Annotated in this window: 20 protein-coding genes; 13 read left to right on the plus strand and 7 right to left on the minus strand. The window is 62.3% G+C overall.

All coding sequences use genetic code 11. The annotated features are described in order from the left end of the window. Positions 1 to 5 precede the first annotated feature (5 nt). From RQ479_RS17080 to RQ479_RS17090, 3 genes are all read left to right on the plus strand, one after another. The gene (locus tag RQ479_RS17080) at positions 6 to 374 is read left to right on the plus strand and encodes a four helix bundle protein (protein ID WP_376701938.1); all 369 of its coding nucleotides are present in this window, start codon (positions 6 to 8) and stop codon (positions 372 to 374) included. Positions 375 to 464: 90 nt separating this feature from the next. Continuing rightward, positions 465 to 1,751, plus strand: a complete 1,287-nt coding sequence (locus RQ479_RS17085) for an NAD(P)/FAD-dependent oxidoreductase (protein WP_376701939.1) — start codon at positions 465 to 467, stop codon at positions 1,749 to 1,751. Between the two features lie 259 nt (positions 1,752 to 2,010). Beyond that, positions 2,011 to 2,787 (plus strand): SH3 domain-containing protein, encoded by a 777-nt coding sequence (locus tag RQ479_RS17090; protein ID WP_376701940.1) that lies wholly within the window; start codon positions 2,011 to 2,013, stop codon positions 2,785 to 2,787. A gap of 63 nt (positions 2,788 to 2,850) precedes the next feature. On the opposite strand, the gene RQ479_RS17095 is transcribed toward RQ479_RS17090, so the two are convergent. Further along, the gene (locus RQ479_RS17095) at positions 2,851 to 3,597 is read right to left on the minus strand and encodes an SDR family oxidoreductase (protein ID WP_376701941.1); all 747 of its coding nucleotides are present in this window, start codon (positions 3,595 to 3,597) and stop codon (positions 2,851 to 2,853) included. 274 nt (positions 3,598 to 3,871) lie between these two features. Here RQ479_RS17095 and zwf point away from each other — a divergent pair, with 274 nt between their 5' ends. The 3 genes from zwf to edd all read left to right on the plus strand — a co-directional run bounded on the left by zwf (position 3,872) and on the right by edd (position 7,933). Continuing rightward, on the plus strand, positions 3,872 to 5,341 hold the full coding sequence (gene zwf, locus RQ479_RS17100; protein ID WP_352464961.1) for a glucose-6-phosphate dehydrogenase: 1,470 nt from the start codon (positions 3,872 to 3,874) through the stop codon (positions 5,339 to 5,341). Beyond that, positions 5,323 to 6,036: a 6-phosphogluconolactonase gene (gene pgl / locus RQ479_RS17105; protein WP_376701942.1), complete on the plus strand. Its 714-nt coding sequence runs from the start codon at positions 5,323 to 5,325 to the stop codon at positions 6,034 to 6,036. The genes zwf and pgl overlap by 19 nt, the downstream gene beginning before the upstream one ends. Before the next feature lie 73 nt (positions 6,037 to 6,109). Continuing rightward, positions 6,110 to 7,933, plus strand: coding sequence for a phosphogluconate dehydratase (gene edd / locus RQ479_RS17110; RefSeq protein ID WP_376701943.1), 1,824 nt, complete (start codon positions 6,110 to 6,112; stop codon positions 7,931 to 7,933). Positions 7,934 to 8,039: 106 nt separating this feature from the next. On the opposite strand, the gene RQ479_RS17115 is transcribed toward edd, so the two are convergent. The 4 genes from RQ479_RS17115 to RQ479_RS17130 all read right to left on the minus strand — a co-directional run bounded on the left by RQ479_RS17115 (position 8,040) and on the right by RQ479_RS17130 (position 12,641). Continuing rightward, positions 8,040 to 9,707 (minus strand): VWA domain-containing protein, encoded by a 1,668-nt coding sequence (locus tag RQ479_RS17115; protein ID WP_376701944.1) that lies wholly within the window; start codon positions 9,705 to 9,707, stop codon positions 8,040 to 8,042. Positions 9,708 to 9,818: 111 nt separating this feature from the next. Continuing rightward, positions 9,819 to 10,817 (minus strand): GlxA family transcriptional regulator, encoded by a 999-nt coding sequence (locus tag RQ479_RS17120; RefSeq protein ID WP_352464953.1) that lies wholly within the window; start codon positions 10,815 to 10,817, stop codon positions 9,819 to 9,821. Positions 10,818 to 10,833: 16 nt separating this feature from the next. Continuing rightward, entirely contained in the window at positions 10,834 to 11,733 is a 900-nt protein-coding gene (folD, locus tag RQ479_RS17125; protein WP_376701945.1) for a bifunctional methylenetetrahydrofolate dehydrogenase/methenyltetrahydrofolate cyclohydrolase FolD, read from the minus strand. Between the two features lie 209 nt (positions 11,734 to 11,942). Further along, positions 11,943 to 12,641 (minus strand): hypothetical protein, encoded by a 699-nt coding sequence (locus RQ479_RS17130; RefSeq protein WP_376701946.1) that lies wholly within the window; start codon positions 12,639 to 12,641, stop codon positions 11,943 to 11,945. A 227-nt stretch (positions 12,642 to 12,868) separates the two neighbouring features. On the opposite strand from RQ479_RS17130, the gene proC reads away from it, so the two are divergent. Beyond that, complete coding sequence (gene proC / locus RQ479_RS17135) at positions 12,869 to 13,684, plus strand: pyrroline-5-carboxylate reductase (protein WP_376701947.1); 816 nt, start codon at positions 12,869 to 12,871, stop codon at positions 13,682 to 13,684. Between the two features lie 136 nt (positions 13,685 to 13,820). On the opposite strand, the gene RQ479_RS17140 is transcribed toward proC, so the two are convergent. Further along, positions 13,821 to 15,137 (minus strand): NAD(P)H-dependent oxidoreductase, encoded by a 1,317-nt coding sequence (locus RQ479_RS17140; RefSeq protein ID WP_376701948.1) that lies wholly within the window; start codon positions 15,135 to 15,137, stop codon positions 13,821 to 13,823. A 261-nt stretch (positions 15,138 to 15,398) separates the two neighbouring features. On the opposite strand from RQ479_RS17140, the gene RQ479_RS17145 reads away from it, so the two are divergent. The 6 genes from RQ479_RS17145 (at position 15,399) to RQ479_RS17170 (ending at position 19,707) form a co-directional block, all read left to right on the plus strand. Beyond that, on the plus strand, positions 15,399 to 16,634 hold the full coding sequence (locus RQ479_RS17145; RefSeq protein WP_376701949.1) for a pilus assembly protein TadG-related protein: 1,236 nt from the start codon (positions 15,399 to 15,401) through the stop codon (positions 16,632 to 16,634). 26 nt (positions 16,635 to 16,660) lie between these two features. Continuing rightward, complete coding sequence (locus RQ479_RS17150; RefSeq protein WP_352916630.1) at positions 16,661 to 17,080, plus strand: TadE/TadG family type IV pilus assembly protein; 420 nt, start codon at positions 16,661 to 16,663, stop codon at positions 17,078 to 17,080. Beyond that, positions 17,070 to 17,474 (plus strand): TadE/TadG family type IV pilus assembly protein, encoded by a 405-nt coding sequence (locus RQ479_RS17155; protein WP_376701950.1) that lies wholly within the window; start codon positions 17,070 to 17,072, stop codon positions 17,472 to 17,474. The genes RQ479_RS17150 and RQ479_RS17155 overlap by 11 nt, the downstream gene beginning before the upstream one ends. 175 nt (positions 17,475 to 17,649) lie before the next feature. Further along, the gene (locus tag RQ479_RS17160; protein WP_376701951.1) at positions 17,650 to 18,531 is read left to right on the plus strand and encodes a YihY/virulence factor BrkB family protein; all 882 of its coding nucleotides are present in this window, start codon (positions 17,650 to 17,652) and stop codon (positions 18,529 to 18,531) included. Positions 18,532 to 18,787: 256 nt separating this feature from the next. Continuing rightward, positions 18,788 to 19,423 carry an acetylglutamate kinase gene (locus tag RQ479_RS17165; protein WP_376701952.1) on the plus strand — a complete coding sequence of 212 codons (636 nt, stop codon included), beginning with the start codon at positions 18,788 to 18,790 and terminating at the stop codon, positions 19,421 to 19,423. 83 nt (positions 19,424 to 19,506) lie between these two features. Then, the gene (locus RQ479_RS17170; RefSeq protein ID WP_023677416.1) at positions 19,507 to 19,707 is read left to right on the plus strand and encodes a CsbD family protein; all 201 of its coding nucleotides are present in this window, start codon (positions 19,507 to 19,509) and stop codon (positions 19,705 to 19,707) included. Between the two features lie 269 nt (positions 19,708 to 19,976). On the opposite strand, the gene RQ479_RS17175 is transcribed toward RQ479_RS17170, so the two are convergent. Continuing rightward, a complete protein-coding gene (locus tag RQ479_RS17175) occupies positions 19,977 to 20,663 on the minus strand; it encodes a hypothetical protein (protein ID WP_376701953.1) in 687 nt (228 codons plus the stop codon). Between the last annotated feature and the right edge of the window lie 94 nt (positions 20,664 to 20,757).

Here is a 20,757-nt window from a genome sequence, read left to right on the forward strand (position 1 = left end):
GACGAATGGCTGAGCAAACGGGTTCCTACAAGGATTTGATAGTCTGGCAGCAGGCAATGGACCTTGCTGTGGCCGTTTACGGCGCGACGAAATCATGGCCCAAGGAAGAACTTTATGGACTGACCAGCCAAGTGCGGCGCGCTGCAAGCTCGGTGCCGTCGAACATTGCGGAGGGATATGGCAGAGAGATCCGAGGTTCCTATCAACAATTTCTCCGCATCGCTCAAGGATCATTGAAGGAACTGGAAACTCAGCTTCTGATCGCCGAGCGTACCGGCATCGCGCCGAAGGCGACCGCGGCTTCATTGTTGGCGAGTACCGAAAGCGTTGGGAAGCTTCTTCGCCTTCTAATCCGCAAACTGTCACCCGACTAGCTCCCCTACTGCCCTACTGCCCTACTGCCCTACTGCCCTACTGCCCTACTGCCCTACTGCCCTACTGCCCTACTGCCCTAGCCGAGCATCATGACTTACCAATCCCCCATCTCCCCCGGCCGCTCCTGGTACGAAGACACGGCCGGACCAAGGCCCGAATATCCGGCGCTCGACGGCGACCGGACATGCGATGTGGTGATTGTCGGCGGCGGCTTTACCGGACTGTCGGCGGCGGCTCATCTCGCCAAGTCAGGCGCGGATGTCGTGCTTATCGAAACCCATCGTTTCGGTGACGGCGCATCGGGCCGCAATGGTGGCCAGCTCGGCACCGGCCAGCGGGCCTGGGCAGAGGAGCTGGAAGCGGAGTACGGCTTTTCCCGCGCCAAGGCGCTGTTCGACCTCGCCGAAGAGGCCAAAGCGCATCTCCTCGACTTCGCCGCAATGCACCAGATCGAGATTGACTATATGCCCGGCCAAATGTCGGTGGCGCACAAGAAGCGCTATGTCGACGACTACAAGGCGCATGCCGAGATCATGGCGAGCCGCTTCGGCTATCCGCACATCTCATTCATGGACGCCGCGGAGACAGCCGAGCGGCTGGGCTCGACGCATTATTTCGGCGGCACCCGCGATACCGGCACCGGCCACATTCATCCGCTGAAGCTGGTCATCGGCACCGCAAAGGTGGCGGCAGAGGCCGGCGCAAAGCTATTCGAGCAGACGCCGTCGACCGGCATTACCTCCGGCGGGGGCAAAGTCAAGGTCACGACGCCGAAGGGCACGATCACCGCCGCTAAATGCCTGATCGGGGTCAATGCCTATGGCGGCGCGCTCGAACCGGTGAGTGCCGCGCATATTATGCCGATCGGCTCGTTCATCGGCGCAACGGTGCCGCTGGGAGCCGATTCCAAAGTGTTGCCGGGTGGCGAGGCGGTCGACGATTCGCGCTTCGTCGTGCGCTATTTCCGCAAATCGAAGGATGGGCGGCTGCTGTTTGGCGGACGCGAGATCTATGCGGTCAACGATCCCAAGGACATCCACATCCACATCCGCCGGCAGATTGCCGAGATCTATCCCTCATTGAAGGACGTCGAGATCACCCATGGCTGGGGCGGCTATGTCGGCATCACCGTGCCGAGAAAGCCGTTCGTGCGCGAAGTGATGCCCAATGTGATCTCGGTCGGCGGTTATTCCGGCCACGGCGTCATGCTGTCGAACTTTTTCGGCAAGCTTTATGCCGAGACGGTCGCCGGCAACCGCGACCAGCTGAAGCTGATCGAGGACCTGAAGATTCCGCCCTTCCCCGGCGGCCGGCGTTTGCGCGCGCCACTGCTCTTCCTCGCGCTCAACTGGTACGCGTTGCGGGATAGGATCTAACCAGACGTTGCAGAATCCTTAACTGGGACGCAGAATTCCGGCCAAGGGCGCAGTGATGCCACAATCGCGGGCGAAAGATGATGCTCGTGGGCAGCTGAACGGGGAATTTTTGCGGGCCTGCCCGCTTTTGGTTTGGGACCGATGCCGATCGAAATGCCGGCTCTCCGGCATGGGTCGTAAGAACATCGGCCCGCAAATGGAGGTGGCAAGAGTGAGAGAGCCCTTCAGTTTCGGCGCGCCGGAACGACGGCGCCTTGCGATGCAATTCGGTTACGATATGCGGCCGACGTTCTGGCACGGGGTCCGGTCGAACGCGCATCTGGTAATCGCCGCGCTTGGCACGGCCGCACTGCTCGGCGTTGCCGCGGTGGCGCTGTGGCTGGCATTGCCGGCAAATGAGCGACAAGCGGCCGCAAGCCCTGAGCAGATCGTTCCGACCATCCCGGTCAAGACGACGAAGATCATGCCTGCCAAGGTTGCTGCGGCGCCGAGGACGACGGGCAAGGCAGATGCAGTTTCCCCAGCGGTGGCCGCAGCGGAAGCCGAGATACCGGCGCTGGCTCCCAACGATCCGCGCTGGACGGGGCCAAAGACGGCATCGGCCGCCGCCACGGCAGCATCCGACCAGCTGGCAAGCCAGACCGAGCAGGCGGCCGATAAATCATCTGCTTCGGTGGCATTCGCCGACCCGGCAGCAAAACCCGACGCTGCGGCATTGTTTGCCAAGGTGGCGGCTCCCGGCAGCTCGACGAAGAACACAGGGCCTGACGGCGCGCAGACCGCCGCCATTCCCACGCCCAAGCCGCAACCGGCGGCGCAGACCGCGAGCGAAGACGACAACGGCACCAAGGCAAAATCCGGACGGATCCTGAGATCTGTTACCATGCGCACCGGCCCAAAGAAGAATGCGGCCGCCATTCTCACCGTGCCGGCCAAGACCTCGGTGCAAGTGATGAGCTGCAAGCAATGGTGCCAGATCGTCTACAACGGCAAGCGCGGCTGGGTCTACAAGAGCTACGTCAAAACCGGGGCGTAGGGCCGGCAGAGCAATCGGGGGTCGCTCGCCATCAGCCCGTCCTCCGCCGGATGACTGGACCGTTCAAATACAACGCCCGCCATCGACTTCCAGCGCCACGCCGGTGATGAAAGCCGCCTCGTCCGAAGCGAGCCAAAGCGCGGCATTGGCTATGTCGAGCGGCGTCGAAAGCCGGGCGAGCGGGATCGACGCGCGGAACTTCTCGCGGATCTCGGGTGTGTCGGCGCCCATGAATTTCGCGAGCATGCCGGTCTCGCCGGCAACCGGGCAGAGGCAGTTGACGCGGATGTTCTTCGGCGCGAGTTCCACCGCCATCGATTTGGTCGCGGTGATGGCCCAGCCTTTCGATGCGTTGTACCAGGTGAGGCCGGGCCGCGGCCTGATACCGGCCGTGGAAGCCGTCGTCAGAATGACGCCGCCGCCTTGCCGTTCCATGACCGGCACCACGGCAAGTGCTGCGTGGTAGATCGCCTTCATGTTGACTGACGTGATCAGGTCGAAGGTCGCCTCGTCGACTTCCAGCATGTCGCCGTTGCGATGGGTATAACCGGCGTTGTTGACCATGATGTCGATGCGGCCGAAGGCGCTCATTGCAGCACTGACCATGTCGTCGAATTCGGACCGCAGCGAGACGTCGGTCTGGGTCCAGATCGCCTTTTCGCCGATCTCGCCGGCGACGCGCTCTGCACCCTTGGCGTTCAGATCGGCGACGACTACCCGCGCGCCCTCCTCGGCAAAGCGCCTGGCCATGCCCTCGCCAAAACCCGAGGCAGCGCCGGTGATGATGGCGACCTTGTTTTTGAGGCGCATGCTTTTCCCACTCATCGTTGAACGCGATCGACGACGCGTTTGGCCATGGCCATCGAAAGATGTGTGTCCATTGCCGATTTCTCCTTTGGCTTTCGCCTTGATCCCGCTCTATGCTGCACCTGCGAACGCTCCCGGAAGCATCGCTTGCCGACAAGCCTCCGGCTAGCGCCGGTGTCAAGAGCACACGCGGATGTGACGCAATGGCACTGGCAAGTTTAAATCGATTAGATTATATCAGCCGCGTTATCGCGACCGGCGTCAGAGCGGACAGACCATGACCAGCCAGATCATCCCCGTCGATCCTTTCGACTTCATCATTTTCGGCGGCACCGGCGATCTGTCGGAACGCAAGCTTCTGCCGTCGCTGTACCACCGGCAGCGCGACCACCAGTTTTCTGAGCCGACGCGCATCATCGGTACATCACGTTCGAAGATGACCGACGAGGAATTCCAGTCTTTCGCCAGGCAGGCGATTGCCGATCATGTGAAACCGGAAGATATCGACGCCACGGAACTGAAGACGTTCCTCGCGCGGCTCTCCTATATCCCGGCAGACGCAACAACTGGTGCCGGCTTCGACAGGCTGAAGGAGGCGATTGGCAACAGCGAACACATCCGCGCTTTCTATCTGGCAGTGGCACCGGCGCTGTTCGGCGACATCTCGCACAAGCTGAAGGAGCACGGGCTGATCACGCCGAATTCGCGCATCGTGCTGGAAAAGCCGATCGGCCGCGATCTCGTTTCGGCGCGCGCGCTCAACGACCTGGTCGGCGACGACTTCCATGAAAGCCAGATTTTCCGCATCGACCACTATCTCGGCAAGGAGACGGTTCAGAATTTGATGGCGCTGCGCTTTGCCAACGCGCTCTACGAGCCGCTTTGGAATTCCGCCAATGTCGATCATGTGCAGATCACCGTGGCCGAGACAGTCGGCCTGGAAGACCGCGTCACCTATTACGACAAGGCCGGCGCATTGCGCGACATGGTGCAGAACCACATGCTGCAACTGCTCTGCCTCGTCGCCATGGAGGCGCCGTCGTCGATGGACGCCGATGCCGTCCGTGACGAAAAGCTGAAGGTGCTGCGGGCGCTGAAACGCATCAACGGCAACGAAGCGCCGAAGCACACGGTGCGCGGGCAATACCGTGCCGGCGCCTCGGCCGGCGGGCCGGTGAAAGGCTATGTCGAGGAGCTCGGCAAGAACAGCAACACCGAGACCTTCGTTGCGCTGAAGGCCGAAATCGGCAACTGGCGCTGGGCGGGCGTGCCGTTCTATCTCCGGACCGGCAAGCGGCTGGCGACGCGCGTTTCGGAGATCGTCATCGAATTCAAGCCAATCCCCCATTCGATCTTCGGCGAGAGCGCCGGGCCGATTTCCGCCAACCAGCTGGTCATCAGGCTGCAGCCCGACGAAGGCGTCAAGCAGTTCATCATGATCAAGGATCCAGGGCCGGGCGGCATGCGGCTGCGCCAGATTCCGCTCGACATGAGTTTTGCGCAATCCTTCGACGGCCGCGCCCCCGATGCCTATGAGCGGCTGATCATGGACGTCATCCGTGGCAACCAGACGCTGTTCATGCGCCGCGACGAGGTCGAGGCGGCGTGGAAATGGATCGACCCGATCCAGGACGCCTGGGAAAGCGGAAGGCAAGAGGCGCAAGGCTACACCGCCGGCACATGGGGCCCCTCGGCCTCGATTGCGCTGATCGAACGCGACGGGCGGACATGGCACGAGAGCAATTAGGCGGCGCCTACAACTGGCACGAATTTGCCGGACGCCAGGAGTTGGCGACAGCGCTTGCCGGCCACGTCGCCGGCCGTCTGTCAAAGGCGATCGCCGAGCGCGGCGCGGCACTGCTTGCGGTCTCGGGCGGAACGACGCCGGCGAAATTCTTCGCGGCGCTTTCGACCGTTCCGATCGCCTGGGAAAAGGTGACGATAACATTGGTCGACGAGCGCTTCGTGCCGCCCTCATCGCCGCGCTCCAATGCCGGCCTGGTTGCCGCCAACCTGCTGCAGAACGCGGCCGCCGCCGCGAATTTCGTGCCGCTCTACCACGCCGCGGCAAGTATCGAGGGCGCAGCGGTCTCCGACAGTGAGGCGCTGCAAGTGCTGCCCTGGCCACTCGACGTCGTTGTGCTCGGCATGGGAACCGACGGCCACACCGCCTCGTTCTTTCCGGATGCCGACAACCTGGCAAGATTGCTCGATCCGTCGTCGCAAAGGATCGTGCTTCCGGTTCACGCGGCAAGCGCCGGCGAGCCACGGCTGACGCTGTCACTGGCGCGGATCATCAATGCCGCCTCCATCGCGCTGCATATCGAGGGCGCGGAAAAACGCACCGCATTCGAGGCCGCGCTTGGAGCTGGAACACGAAAGCCCATTCGCGCCGTGCTCGATGCAACTCAAAAGCCCGTAGAGGTTTTCTGGGCACCCTGATCTCAACTTGGCTGCAGGTCCCGGCAACAGCCGGAAGGTGTTTGCGGGACCTCGCCTGAAAGGACCGACCGCCATGACCGCAAGACGCGACATCGAAGCCATCACCCAGCGCATCCGTGAGCGCTCCAAGCCCGGTCGCGAGGCCTATCTCGGCCGCATCGCCGAAGCCTCGAACCGCACCGCCAACCGGGCCGTGCTGTCCTGCGGCAACCTGGCCCATGGCTTTGCCGTCTGCAGTCCCTCCGAAAAGGTAGCGCTTGGCGGGGACCGGGTGCCGAACCTCGGCATTATCACCTCCTATAACGACATGCTGTCGGCACATCAGCCTTTCGAGACGTTTCCGGCGATGATCAAGGACGCGGCGCGTGAGGCCGGCGGCATCGCCCAGGTGGCCGGCGGCGTGCCGGCGATGTGCGACGGCGTCACCCAGGGCCAGCCCGGAATGGAGCTGTCGCTGTTCTCGCGCGACGTGATCGCCATGGCCGCGGCGATCGGCCTGTCGCACAACATGTTCGACGCCGCCGTCTATCTCGGCGTCTGCGACAAGATCGTGCCGGGGCTAGTGATCGCGGCACTGACCTTCGGCCATCTGCCGGCGGTCTTCATCCCGGCCGGGCCGATGACGACCGGCATTCCGAACGACGAAAAAGCCAAGATCCGCCAGCTCTATGCCGAGGGCAAGGTGGGGCGGGCCGAACTGCTCGAAGCGGAATCAAAATCCTATCACGGGCCGGGAACCTGCACTTTCTACGGCACCGCCAATTCCAACCAGATGCTGATGGAGATCATGGGCCTGCACACGCCTGGCGCTTCCTTCGTCAATCCCGGCACGCCGCTGCGCGACGCGCTGACCAGGGAAGCGACGAAGCGGGCGCTGGCGATCACCGCGCTCGGCAACGCCTACACGCCGGTCGGGCGGATGATCGATGAACGCTCGGTCGTCAACGGCATCGTCGGCCTGCACGCCACCGGCGGTTCGACCAACCACACCATCCATTTGATCGCCATGGCAGCGGCGGCCGGCATCGCCATTACCTGGCAGGATATTTCCGACATCTCGGAAGCCGTGCCGCTGCTGGCGCGGGTCTATCCGAACGGCCTTGCCGACGTGAACCACTTCCACGCCGCCGGCGGGCTCGGCTTCCTGATCCGCGAACTGCTCGACGCAGGCATCCTGCACGAGGATGTGCAGACGGTCTGGGGCGAAGGGCTGCGCCCCTACGCGGTCGAGGCCAAGCTCGGCGCCGACGGCGGCGTCGTGCGCGAGGCCTCGCCGCGCCAGAGCGGCGACGAGAAGGTGCTGGCGCCGTTCAAGAAGGCGTTCCAGCCGAGCGGCGGGCTGAAAGTGCTTTCAGGCAATCTCGGCCACGCCGTCATCAAGACATCCGCGGTCAAGCCGGAGCGGCGCATCATCGAGGCGCCGGCCAAGGTGTTCGACAGCCAGCAAGGCCTGAACGAGGCGTTCAAGGCGGGGTCGCTGACCGGCGACTTCATCGCCGTCATTCGGTTCCAGGGTCCGAAGGCCAACGGCATGCCGGAATTGCACAGGCTGACCACCGTGCTCGGCATCCTGCAGGACCGCGGCCAGCATGTGGCGCTGGTCACCGACGGCCGGATGTCGGGCGCTTCCGGCAAGGTGCCGGCTGCGATCCACGTGACGCCGGAAGCGGCGGAGGACGGGCCGATCGCCAGGATTCATGACGGCGATATCATCAGGCTCGACGCGGAGGCTGGAACGCTCGAAGTGCTGGTGCCGGCCGGCGATTTCGCACTGCGCCGCCCCGCGGACAGCGACCTCATCGGCAATGAATTCGGCTTCGGCCGCGAGCTTTTTGCCGGGTTCCGGCAGTTGGTGGGCCGCGCCGACCACGGCGCCAGCGCCTTCGGTACGGCGTGACCTTTTTCGGCCATGAGGAAGAGCGGCTGGTGCCGCTCTCCCTCTTTGTTTCTGCGCAATTCCGGACGGAAAACCGTTCCACACTTTTCCTGGAATTGCTCTGGATCTATTGAACCGTCAGCTCGGCTCGCGCGCCGGCCCTGACCGTTACCGTGCCTTCTTTCGAGCTGTTGTCCGATTTCTCGGAAACCACCGCGTAGTCGCCGGCCGACAGGGTGGCTTCATACTTCTGGTCATAGGCGTAGCCCACCGACTTGCGGGTTCCGTCGATGGCCTTCCTGGCCTCGAATATCTCGATCTTCGAGGCCCCTGGCGCGGTGATCGTCAGCATGCCGGCGTTCATCGCGATCTTCAGATCCTGATGTTCGCCAATTTTGACGCTGAACGGCTGCTCGGCCATCGCAAGGTCGACCGTAGCGACCATTACATAATCGTCGGGCGGCAGATCGAACTTGCTGTCAGGACCATAGGCATAAGTCACCTCCTGCCTGGTTCCGTCGACCTGCTTTTTTGCCTGGAGCACCTTGAAGCCGACCCCAGAACCCTCGGCCTTGTCGCCGCCGGCAGCATAATAGGCATTGGCAACGATACGCCCGACGCCGACGATGATGTCCTTGTCGATGACCCTGCCGGCGGCAAGCGGGATCGTCTCGGTAACCATGCCCTGGCCGATCGTGACGGTCACCTTCTGGTCGCCGGCCGGCAGCACGACTTTCGTGTCGCCGTAATAGGTCGGCGGGGTGTCGACGCCCGGATAGCCGACTACGACAGCCGCGCCGCCGTCAACGTCCGCTCCTTCACTTGGCCGCGGGTGGATGACCAGCGTGCCGGCATTCAGGTTGAAGTGCGGCTTGGCGGCCTGGCCAGGCTCTATCTTGATCTTCTGTTCGGCCTTGGCCTCGCCGGCGCGTGCGACGACGATATAGTCGCCCGGCTCCAGATGGCCCTTGTAGGCGCCATATTCGGTGGTGACGGGATCGCCGCGCGTGCCGTCGGAATTCGCCTTGTAGATCTCCCAGGCATTGCCGTCGGTGACGGGATCGCCACCCTCAGCAAGCACGACGGTCGGCACGAAATTGGACTCCGTCGGCTGGGCGGGCGCCGGCTGGGGAGCAGGCTGCGGGGCGGGAGCCGGTTCAGGGGCGGGCGGCGGAGGCGCGACGGTCTCGACGAGGGCGTCCTGCAATGCCTTTTCATCCGATGCTTCGATATATTTGCCGCCGGTGTTGTCGGCGAGGCAAGCGACCTGCTTGCCTTCGGCAGCCGTCAAGCCGAAGCCGACGACATTGACGGTGAAGTCGATGCCGGCAGCCTCCAGTTCCTTGCCGAGCGCACAGGGGTCGCCGTTGCATGTCTCGATGCCATCGGTGATGAGCACGACTGTCGCCTTGTCCTCGGTGTATTTCAACACCTCCGCCGCTTGCTTGACCGCGGCGGTCAGCGGCGTCTTGCCCTGAAATTTCAGGCTGTCGGCCGCGGCTGAGATCGCACTTGCCGAGCCTGCCTGTGGCGGCACGATAAGTTCGATGTCCTCGCAACTGGCCTTCTCGCGATGGCCATAGACCATGAGGCCGATTTCCTCGTCGGCCGGGATCGATTGCAGCACGTTCCGCAGCGATTGACGGGCGATTTCGAGCTTGGGCTTGCCGTCGATCTGCGCCCACATCGAGCCGGAGGCATCGAGAATGACGATGACGCGATCGGCGGCGAAGCCTAACCCGGTCATCCACAGCAGCAGGGCTGCCGCAGCGGCGCTCCGCACGAATCCCGCCATCCAATATCTCCCCGTCAGTCGCTGCCGCTCGGCGCCGGAAAGCTATTTGACGCTGCGTCGCGACACAAGCCCAGGCGGAGCATGAAGCTGCGCCGCCTCTGTGCAAAACCCTCAATAGGTCGTGCGGCGTTCCTCGGAAGGCGGCCGGCCGAATTGCAGGCGGTAGCTCTGGGCAAAATAGGAATGCGAGGTGAAGCCGGTGGCGATCGCCACGTCGAGGATCGGCATGTTGGTCTGGCGCAGCAATTCGCGCGCCCGCTCGAGCCTGAGCCGCATATAGTAGCGCCCGGGCGTCACGCTGAGATGGCGCAGGAACAGGCGCTCGACCTGGCGCACCGACAGGCCCGCCGACTTGGCGAGCTGCACCGCCGACAGCGGCTCGTCGAGATGATCGGCCATCAGCTCGACGATGCGGCGCAGCTTCTCCGACTTGCCGGTCAGGTCGCGCTCCGGGCCGACGCGCTGGCGGTCACCGGCCGAGCGGATGCGCTCATGCTGGAACTGGTTGGCGACGCCATTGGCGAGGCTCGAGCCGAAATCGCCGCGCACGATCTCCAGCATCAGGTCGATCGAGGTGGTGCCGCCGGCGCAGGTGTAGCGCTTGCGGTCGATCTCGAAGACGTTGCCGGTGCAGTTGATCTCCGGAAAGCGTTCGAGGAAACCGGCGCGGTTTTCCCAATGGATGGTGCAGCGATAGCCATCGAGCTGGCCTGCCTCGGCAAGCAGATAGGAGCCGACCGAAAGCGCGCCGAGCGCATTGCCGCGTCGGCCCCAGCTGCGCAGCGCCGCCAGCACCTTGCTCTTGCCAGGAAATTCCGTCGTCAGCCCGACCGAGACAAAAAGGATATCGACCGGCGGCAGATCGGCGACGGCATAGTCGATCTTGAGCGGCAGGCCGTTGGAGGCCATGACGGCATCGCCGTCGGCCGACACCGTCGTCCAGCCATAGAAATCGCGGCCGAGCAGCCGGTTCGCCGACCGGAACGTGTCGATTGCCGCGGCCAGCGAGAACATGGAGAACTTGTCGACCAGCAGAAACCCGAACTGCCGGCCGCCCTGAACGGGATCATTGGTGACCGGCCGCTCTAAGGGAACAGTGAGGTTCGGCAAGGACGCTGCTCTCTGGTCAGAAGGAAGGCCGTTTCAACCCGGCCGCGAGATAGGCGGAAGCTAGCGTGTTGGCCATCAGCATGGCAATGGTCATCGGTCCGACGCCGCCAGGCACCGGCGTGATGGCGCCGGCCGCCTTCGCTGCTTCGGCAAAGGCGACATCGCCGACGAGGCGGGTCTTGCCTTCGCCCTTTTCAGGTGCGGCGATGCGGTTGATGCCGACATCGATGACGGTGGCGCCAGGCTTGACCCAGTCGCCGCGGACCATTTCAGGCCGGCCGACGGCTGCGACCAGAATATCGGCGGTGCTGGCAAGCGCCGGCAGGTCCCTGGTGCGGCTGTGTGCGATGGTGACGGTGCAGTTGGCGGCAAGCAGAAGATTGGCCATCGGTTTGCCGACGATGTTCGAACGCCCGACGACGACCGCATTGAGGCCGGACAGGTCCTTGCCGCGCACCCGTTCGATCAGCAGCATCGAGCCGGCCGGCGTGCAAGGCACGAAGGCGGTATCGAGCTCGCCGGTGCCGAGCTTGCCGACATTGATGAAGTGGAAGCCGTCGACATCCTTCTCCGGCGCGATGGTCTGGATGATCTTGCCGGAATCGATATGGCGGGGAAGCGGAAGCTGCACGAGGATGCCGTTGATGGCCGGATCGGCGTTGAGCTGGCCGATGATCTTCAACAGGTCCGGCTCCGAGGTTTCGGCCGGCAGCGTGTGCTGAACCGAATGGAAGCCGCATTCCTTGGCGGTGCGGGATTTGGAGGCGACATAGACCTGGCTCGCCGGATCCTCGCCGACGATGACCACTGCGAGACCGGGCTGCCGTCCGCCCTTTTCCGCCAGTTCGGCGGTCAGGGCCTTGACCCGCCGCACCACGTCTTCGGCGACGCTTTTTCCGTCAATCAACTCAGCCATGAACTACCCTCGACGCCTATTGTCTAAGCCTGCCGCGTTAAAGCATCCATGCGGCGTGCCCCAGATATGTTTTATGCATGTCGTTGCCCAGAACCACGCGCTGGCGGGCGGACATGCAGCGCGGCATTTTCACGAAAATCGAGCTGGGCAATCCCGTCAATGCGCCGTCCCATGCCGTTAACTCGAAACCGGCATGTTTTATTCGACGCTTAGAAATAGCGGCGGCGCGTGCGGTTTTCGGTGAGCTCGCGAACCGCCTCGCGGAATTCGCGCAGGCTGGCGCGGATTTCCTCGATCTGGCTTTGCTGATCGGCGGCGTCCGAGGCCTGATTTGCCGCCTTCGACCGGGCCTGAGCATGGGCCGAATGCGGCGGCGTGGGTTGCTGCGGGTAAGGTGCCTGTCCGGCATAGAGCGGCTGCGGGTAGAAGGCAGGCGGCATCGCTGCGCTGGAATTTGTGGCGGCGGAAGTCTCGCTGGACGCCATCTCCTCCGGCGCTCTGCCGGGAATGACCCTGCGCAGCGCTGACAACACGGCGCCGATCGGACCCCGACGCGCTGCCCGGTACGCTTTGTCCTCGGCGGAACCGGCATCGGGGCCGCCAAGGGAGCCAGCGGGGTCGAAAACTACATCGGCAGCTGCGGCCTCTTCCATCAGTATGGTGCCGGCCTTTGGCTCATCAGGATGGGGCTGGCTTATGCCGGCGGCTGCCAACAGGATCGGACTGGTACGCGCTTCGCGGCGCGAGCGGGCGAGACGATGGCGTGTGGCGGCATCCTCGCGCCATGACGGGCCTGCACGGTCCTCTAGCGAAACCAGCGATGCTTTGTCTTCGTCGCGCACTGCCTCGACGAGCGACAGCAAAGACCGCTCGTTCCTCCAGTGTTCACGATTATCCCTGTAAGCCATGGTTCCTGGAGCTTTCCCCTAGGGCTGGGACGTAGCGACCGTCCACTGGTTAAGCGATGCTAAACAGGCACAGGAAATAAAAGGTTAATTTGGTCGGCCCGCCCCTGCGCGACTACATGCGCATCCCAACCGCAGGTCCGGGTTTCCGCCTGCTCACAGTCCCGACAGGGGCTTCCCCGCCCTTCCGCGAACGTCTATGGGGAAGCCATCTCTATGGGAGGCTTTCGATGACGATCATGCTTGTTCTCGCCGGTTGCGGCAATATGGGCTACGCCATGCTCTCGGGCTGGCTGAAAGCCGGCAAGCTCGCTCCGGCTGCGGTGTTCGTGGTCGAGCCCAATGCCGAGTTGCGCAAGCGTGCCGAAGCACTGGGCTGCGCTGCTGCCGCGGATGCCGACGCCATCCCGGCGGACGCCGTGCCGGCCCTCGTCGTCATTGCGGTCAAGCCGCAGGTGATCCGCGACGTGACGGCTGGCTACATCCGCTTCAACGATGGCCGAACCACTTTCCTCAGCATCGCCGCCGGGACGCCGGTCGCCACGTTCGAAGGTATTCTCGGCGACCGCGCGCCGATCGTGCGCTGCATGCCCAACACGCCGGCGGCGATCGGCAAGGGCATGATGGTGGTGTTTTCCAACAGGCTGGTTTCCGAGGACACCAAACGCCTTGTCGCCGACCTGCTTTCGGCGAGCGGCCAAGTGGCCGATATCGACGACGAGGGTCTGATGGATGCAGTGACGGCAGTCTCCGGGTCGGGGCCGGCGTATATCTTCCATTTCATCGAAGCGCTGACGGTGGCGGCCGAGAAGGCCGGCCTGCCTGGCAAGGTCGCAAAGCTCCTGGCCATGCAAACGGTCTACGGCGCCGCCTCGCTGGCCGCCGAAAGCGGCGAGGAGCCGGGCGTGCTCAGGCAGCAGGTGACCAGCCCCAACGGCACCACGGCTGCCGCCCTTGCCGTGCTGATGGGCGAGGACCGTCTGACGCGCCTGCTCACCGAGGCGGTGGAAGCAGCGCGGCTGCGGTCGATAGAGCTGGGGAAGTAGGGCTTTTGGGGGAAGCCGGTCGGCGGCGATGGTCTGCCGTGCGTTTCAGCGGCAATAGCCGCCTGTAGAAAGGCCGCTACGCAGCGCTCCTTCGCGCCCCCTCTGTCCTGCCGACGTCAAAGTTTCTGCACCGCACCTACCCCGCCCCATACAGCATCTCGTCCTGCAGCCGGCGCAAGGCGAACAGCTTGGTCGTCGGGTCGGGCGCGGCATTGTCGGCGGTGAGCAATTCGCCTTTCCGCACCGGTTTCAGCACCTTGCCGCCTTCGAGCAGACCGACCGGCACGGCGCGATGGGCGCGGGCCTCTTCGACGGTCATGGTCCAGGAGCGGTAGCAGGTCTCGCCGATCGCGTCGAAGACCTCGCCTGCCGCCAGATCGCGTTTGGCCACCGCGCAGACCTCGGCCACCGGCCGCGGCAGCGGCACCATGTCGGGCTTGCCGTAGAGCGCGATCCGGGCGGCGGTCAGCGGCACTTCCAGCGAGGTCAGATGATAGGGCCTGAAGAAGCTGTAATAAGGGCCGTGGCCGATATGCAGATCGTCCATGCGCTCGATGATGCGCGGATGCGTCGCCTCGACGATGACGAAGACACCGGGCGCCACGCCCTTGCCGACGGTATAGTCGACGACGCCTTTCTTCGACAGGATGCCGCCCTGCTCGCGCGGGATGAGCACCTTGACCAACTCGTCACGGTCGGCCTTGGGGCCGTGCATGCCGGGAACGTCGGGCACCAGCCCGGTGGCGTTGGCGATGGCGCACATCTCGACCATGGTTTTCGAGCCGTCGACGAACTCGACCAGCATGCGCGGATTCATGTTGCGGCGCAGCGCTTCCTCGCGGTAGTCGTCAGGAACGGCGTCGTGGTTGAGCGGGTTGTTCTTGCCCTTGCCGGCGGAAACAATGGTGTAGCCGAGCGCCGAGGCGAACTCGATCAGCTCCATGCAGCTCGACGGCTCGTCGCCGGCGCCGACCGAATAGACGACGCCGAGCCGGTCCGCCTGCTGCTTCAGATAGCAGCCAATGGTGACATCGGCCTCGACGTTCATCATCACCAGATGCTTGCCGTGCTGCATCGCCATCAGGTCGAAATCGGCGGCGACGCCGGGCTTGCCGGTAGCATCGATGACGACGTCGATAAGCGGATTGGTGACCAGCATTTCGTTCGAGGTGACGGCGATCTTGCCGCTTTCGATCGCCTGGCTGACCTTCGAAGTGCTGTCCGCTTCGGCTGCCATCGCCTCGTCGCCATAAGCAATGCGGATGGCGTCACGCGCCGTATGCGGGCGGCGGGTCGAGATCGCGCAAACCGAAATGCCCGGCATCAGCATGCCTTGCGTCACCAGGTCGGTGCCCATCTCGCCCGAACCGATAACGCCGATGCGCACCGGGCGGCCTTCCGCGGCACGCTTGGCAAGATCGCGGGCAAGCCCGGTCAATGCAACATTGGTCATACTGGAAACGTCCACTGCTTTTTGATTTGAAGCGGGAATAGCAGGGAACGGCAACCCATTGCCAATCGAAACCGGCCGCGGCGGTCTTTTCTTGCGCGTGATGCCAAACCGCAATTGGCTCAATCTTGGAACAGCCGACCAATTCGACGGGCGGGAGAGGCTGCAGCAGAAACGACACGCGCCGCCAGGGCGAGGAGCGCGGCTAACAAATGGACGAAAAATATTAGGCAATCCTTTAGTCGTTGCTGCTCAAATGGGCAAATGGAATGGCGTGCCCGCATTTTTAGGTGTGTGTTCCGCTCTCTGCAAGGAATCGGCGAGAGCGGCAACGTTGCTACTATTTTTGCTCTGTCTTTGCCGATTGTCGTCGGCGGTGCGGGCCTCGGAATCGAGACTTCCTATTGGTATTACAGCAGCCTGAAGCTACAAGCGGTGGCGGATGCGGCGGCCTATGCTGGCGCTTTGGAAAAGGTTTCGGGATCCGACACGCCAAAGATTGTCTCCGCAGCGACAGCGTCAGCCACCACGAACGGCTGGGGACCGTCAACAGGTACAATAGAGGTCTTCTCGCCTCCGTCAGCCGGTCCAAATGTCGGAAAAAAGGCGGTTGAGGTAGTCGTTCATCAGAACCTCGATCGGTTCTTTACGTCGATATTCACGCAAAACGCAGTTGGCGCACAAGCAAGGGCGGTGGCTCTTATTACGGATGCTTCAAAAGCCTGCATCTTGACGGTTGATCCTTCCGCTTCGAAAGCGGCGCTCTTTTCCGGCAGTTCGACCACAAAACTGACAGGCTGCTCCGTCATGTCGAATTCGATAGCTCCGGACGCCATCAAACTTCAGGGATCGGCAAGCCTTGATGTCGATTGCCTGATATCGGCAGGCGGTGTTTCGTTGAGCAACGTCGTGAAGACCGTTTGCGCCAGCCTGATAACCCAGGCGCTGCCCGCTGCTGATCCTTTTGCCGACCTGCCGGCGCCGCCGGCCACGAACCCTTGTCAAAACGGCAATCAGTCAACCTTGCAACCTGGAACATACTGCAAGGGGCTCAGCTTGAGCGGCAATGTAACCCTCTCGCCCGGGATATACGTCATTGAGGGAGGCGATTTCAAAGCGAGCTCGAATGCAAATATTTCCGGCGAGGGTGTCGTCATTTATCTGGCCGGTACCTCCGGCGTTAGCATGAACGGCACGGCGACCGTCAAGCTCAGCGCACCGACGTCGGGCACCTATTCAGGTGTGCTGTTCTATGGCGACAGAGCCAACCTGGCGGGATCCAACACGTTTAATGGCACGGCGGATTCGCTATTGACCGGCGCTCTGTATTTTCCAACACAGGGCGTCAATTATCTCGGCAATTTCTCGGGCAAAGGTGGTTGCACACAGGTCGTCGCAAGTACCGTGCAATGGTCCGGCAACGCAAACATCATTCAGGATTGCACGAGCCTTGGAATGCGAGACATTCCGGCCACGCAAACCGTTCAGCTTGTCGAGTAGTTTTCGTGGATCGGCTACAAGTCCGGATGTTCCGGAGTGATTCGGGTGTTGCCGCGGTAGAGTTTGCGCTGGTTCTGCCCATCCTTTGCCTGGTACTTCTTGGCATCATCGACGGCTGGTCTTTTGTCTCGAGCGCATTGTCGATGCGTGCAGGCGTCAAAACCGCGGCGAACCTCGTGATGCAAGGAGCAGTCGAGGATACGACTATCCAAGCTGTCGCTCTTTCGAGCTGGGAAAACCATCCTGATGGCGCGCAGGTGGCAGTGAGCCGGAAATACATGTGCGGGAACATCGTGGCCGATCCATCGATCCTGTGCGACACTTTGAAAGCCCCCTCGGTCTTCCTCGTAATACAGGCGACAGCCACCTGGTCACCGCCCTTCAGTTTTGGCGCGTTTTCCTTCTCGCGCGAACTCAGTCATCAACAGGTGATTCGTGTCCGCTAAGTCGAGAGCTTTCACGGGGGATGCATCAGGCGGAGCTGCATTAGAGTTCGCGCTGATCGCGCCTTTCCTGATAATGCTTTTGATCGGCATCTTTGCATTCGGCTGGGCTCTGAATGCTATGTCGAGTGTTCGGTACACGCTGGAAACGTCGTCACGTGCGCTGCAAATGAAGAACTCGCTGACGCAGGCCCAGATCCAAGCCATTGCCACGGAAAAATTACTGGATTTGGGATTGAAAGACGTCGAGGTGACAATAGCAATCGACGCCCCCAGCGGCGGCTTTCGCATGGCACATCTGACCGCCCAATATGCGTTCGTAATCGAGTTCCCGTATTTCAACCAATATCCGATAAATTATCAGACAACTGTCACAGTTCCCCTGATTGCATCGTGAGCACGTCCCGGCCAGTCGAGCGGCACATTTTCGCAGGATGTTCGCTGCACGCCGCCTTTATAGGCGATCGCCATGTACAGCGTGCCGTTGCCGGCTTTGTTCCGGCCGAGCCCCCGCCCCCTCGCCCAGCGCTGCGCCGCCGCTACTTGTTTGCTGACAGGCATGCGAGGCCTACATGTGGATTTTGGCAGCAGAAGGCTGGAGGCTTCTCAAGCAGAGCGTCCTCGGCTTCATCGATGACAATGCGCTGAGCCATGGGGCGGCGATAGCGTTTTATGCCACGACCTCGCTTGCGCCGATCCTGCTCATCGTTGTCGCTATCGCCGGCATGGCCTTCGGGCACGAGGCGGCGCAACTCGCGCTTTCGGCACAGATCGCCGGCCTGATGGGGCCACAAAGTGCCGAGCTGCTGCAGGCGACGATCGAAAACGCTTCGCAGAAGGAAGCGGGAACCCTTGCCAGCATTCTGGGGCTGGTCACGCTGTTCGTTGCCGCATCCGGCGTGTTCGGCGAAATGCAGCTGGCGCTGAACGAAATCTGGAAAGTCAAACCGAGTGGGGCAACGATTTCACGGCTGGTGCGGGCACGCATTGCAAGCCTGGGCCTGGTCGCCGCCCTCGGCTTCCTGCTGTTGGTGTCGCTGGTTGTGAGCGCCGCGATTTCGGCGCTCGGAGACGTCATCAACGCCTATCTGCCGTTCGGCACCATCATCCTGAGCGCCATCAACGGGATCGTGTCTTTTGCCCTGATCGCGCTGCTGTTTGCCGCGATCTACAAGGTGCTGCCCGACCGCAGCCTGCAATGGCGCGATGTCGGCCTCGGTGCGGTGGTCACCGGGTTTCTGTTCACCATCGGCAAGTCGCTGATTGGCTGGTATATCGGAACCAGCGCCATCTCGTCGTCATACGGCGCGGCCGGCGCCCTGCTCGTCGTGCTGTTATGGGTCTATTATTCGGCCGAGATATTTCTGCTGGGCGCCGAATTCACGCGAGCCTATTCGGTTCGACACGGCAGCCGGTCCGATTTGAAGAACAAGGTGGAATCGCATGAGAAATGAGTTCACACCGAAATTCGCCGCCGGCAAGGTGGCGCTGGTCACCGGCGCCTCGCGCGGCATCGGCCGTGCCTTGATGGTTGAATTCTCCTGAAGGTTGAATGGGGCGGTTTCAGGGCTTGCCGCGTCGCGCTTTTTTGCGCCGGCCACGGAACCTTTAGCGGCCGCTAATCTTTATTCCCGAGCAACAAACATCGCCCTTCGGTGCCTGTTGAAGATCGGATGGATGCGCCCGGTTGGCGTTTGTGGAGATCGAGCCATGAACAGGCGTCTTATGCTCTTTTCCGCACTCACTACCGCGTCCCTTGCGGCCGCTGGACTGTCGCCCTTCACATCTGCCCGCGCTGCCGAGGCGCATTCCGCGGCAGACGTTCGAGCGACAATGCGGAAGCTTTGGGAAGACCACATCACTTTTACGCGGAACTACATCATCAGCGCGCTTGCCAAACTTCCAGATGCAGACGACGTTGCCAAGCGACTTCTCAAGAACCAGGATGACATAGGGGATGCGGTAAAACCATATTACGGCGATGCAGCCGGTCAAAAACTGGCGGCACTCCTGAAAGATCATATCAAGATTGCAACGGAAGTGGTCAAAGCGGCCAAATCCGGCAACAAAGCCAAGCTTGCGGCCGCCCAGAAGAAATGGACTGGCAATGCTGATGATATTGCCATGTTTCTTAGCAAGGCCAATCCGAACTGGTCCGAAAAAGATCTGGAAGACATGCTTCACAAGCATCTGGAACTGACAACCGGCGAAGTGGTTGGCCGGCTGGAAAAGAATTGGTCAGAGGATATCAAGTCCTATGACGAAGGGCACGTTCACATGCTGAAATTCGCTGACATGCTGACCGAAGGCATCGCCAAGCAGTTCCCGGACAAGTTCCAAGGCTAGGGCGGGGACCTTGAGAGCCCGACACTGTTCATTTTGTTATTTTGCATGCTCGGCAAAGCGCGCGGAGGGCAAAGGAGGAACATATGAACTGGGATCAAATCAAGGGAAAATGGACGCAGTTCAAAGGTAAGGCGAAAGAGCAGTGGGGTGACCTCACCGACGATGATCTCGATCGCATCGAGGGCAACCGAGACCAGCTCTTGGGACGTATCCAGGAGCGATATGGCATCGCCAAGGAAGAGGCAGAGCGCCAGGTAGATGACTGGTCCAGAAGCATCAGCTAAGCCCTGAACGCAGCGCCGCCTGCTACCCCACTACCGGGTGAAACTCTGGGTCGCCCGCCGTGCCGCTGGTGCGGCGGGCGCTTTCGACCCAAGGAGGCCCGCGAGGAACCTTTAGCCGCATCTAATGTTCTACTTGCGTGGCGGGCATCGCCTCGGCGTGCGCCCAGCCCGGAGACGAAGGAGTGCAATCATGAACAACATTATCTGGCTGGTCGGCGCCATTGTGATCGTAATCGCCATTTTGAGCTTTTTGGGTCTGCGATAGCCTCTTAACCCTCTCCTCGACCTCTTCGATTCGGCAGCTGCTCCCCTGTCGGCGCGGTCTCACTGCCGTTACGCTCAAGCAGGTCAGACTTAGGTCCCAAGCAAAATACTCCAGGATTGGACCGAAGCCCCGGCTGAGGAACGTAGCCCGCTGGCTCACGTTGTGGTGAGCTTTGGCGCGACGAAGATGCGTCCGGGCGGAAGAGTTCAAAGCCAGGGAGGAGAGGCCCGACGCTCCGAACGAGCATCGGGCCTGGGCGAAAATGCAAACCATCAGCAGACTGTTCAATTCCCATGCCCAGGCAGCACGTGCCGTTGCCAGGCTTCAGGCCGCCGGGATTCGTCGCCGGCAAATCAGCGTCGTCGGATCTTACAATGACAACGATGAACCGATCAGCGTTGCTGGATATTACGATGATGAGGTGAGCGCTCTCTGGCGGGGTGCGGTTGCTGGTGCCGCACTTGGCGCGACGGCTGGTCTGTTGGCCGGTTTTAGCGCTTTTGGAGCTCAAGGCGTTGATCCTGCGGGGATGGCCGGCATGGCCCTGGTCGGTGCGGCGTGGGGCGGCTTTGCCGGCGTGCTTCTCGGAACTTTCGCCAATTTTGCCCAGAAGCCGCGCAAGCCGAAGATCGCAGAGGGTGTCGTACTGGTGATGGCCCGCGTCGATGAAAAGCAGGCCGGCGCCGCGCATACAGTGCTCCGGAGTTCCGCGGAGATGCCTTCCGGGCCGATGAAGAGGAGCGCTTTGCCAAATTCAAGCCGGCTCCGCGTCCGATCTGGTGCCC

The organism is Mesorhizobium sp. ISC25, assembly GCF_042295465.1.
In the GTDB taxonomy this organism is placed as follows: Bacteria; Pseudomonadota; Alphaproteobacteria; order Rhizobiales; family Rhizobiaceae; genus Mesorhizobium.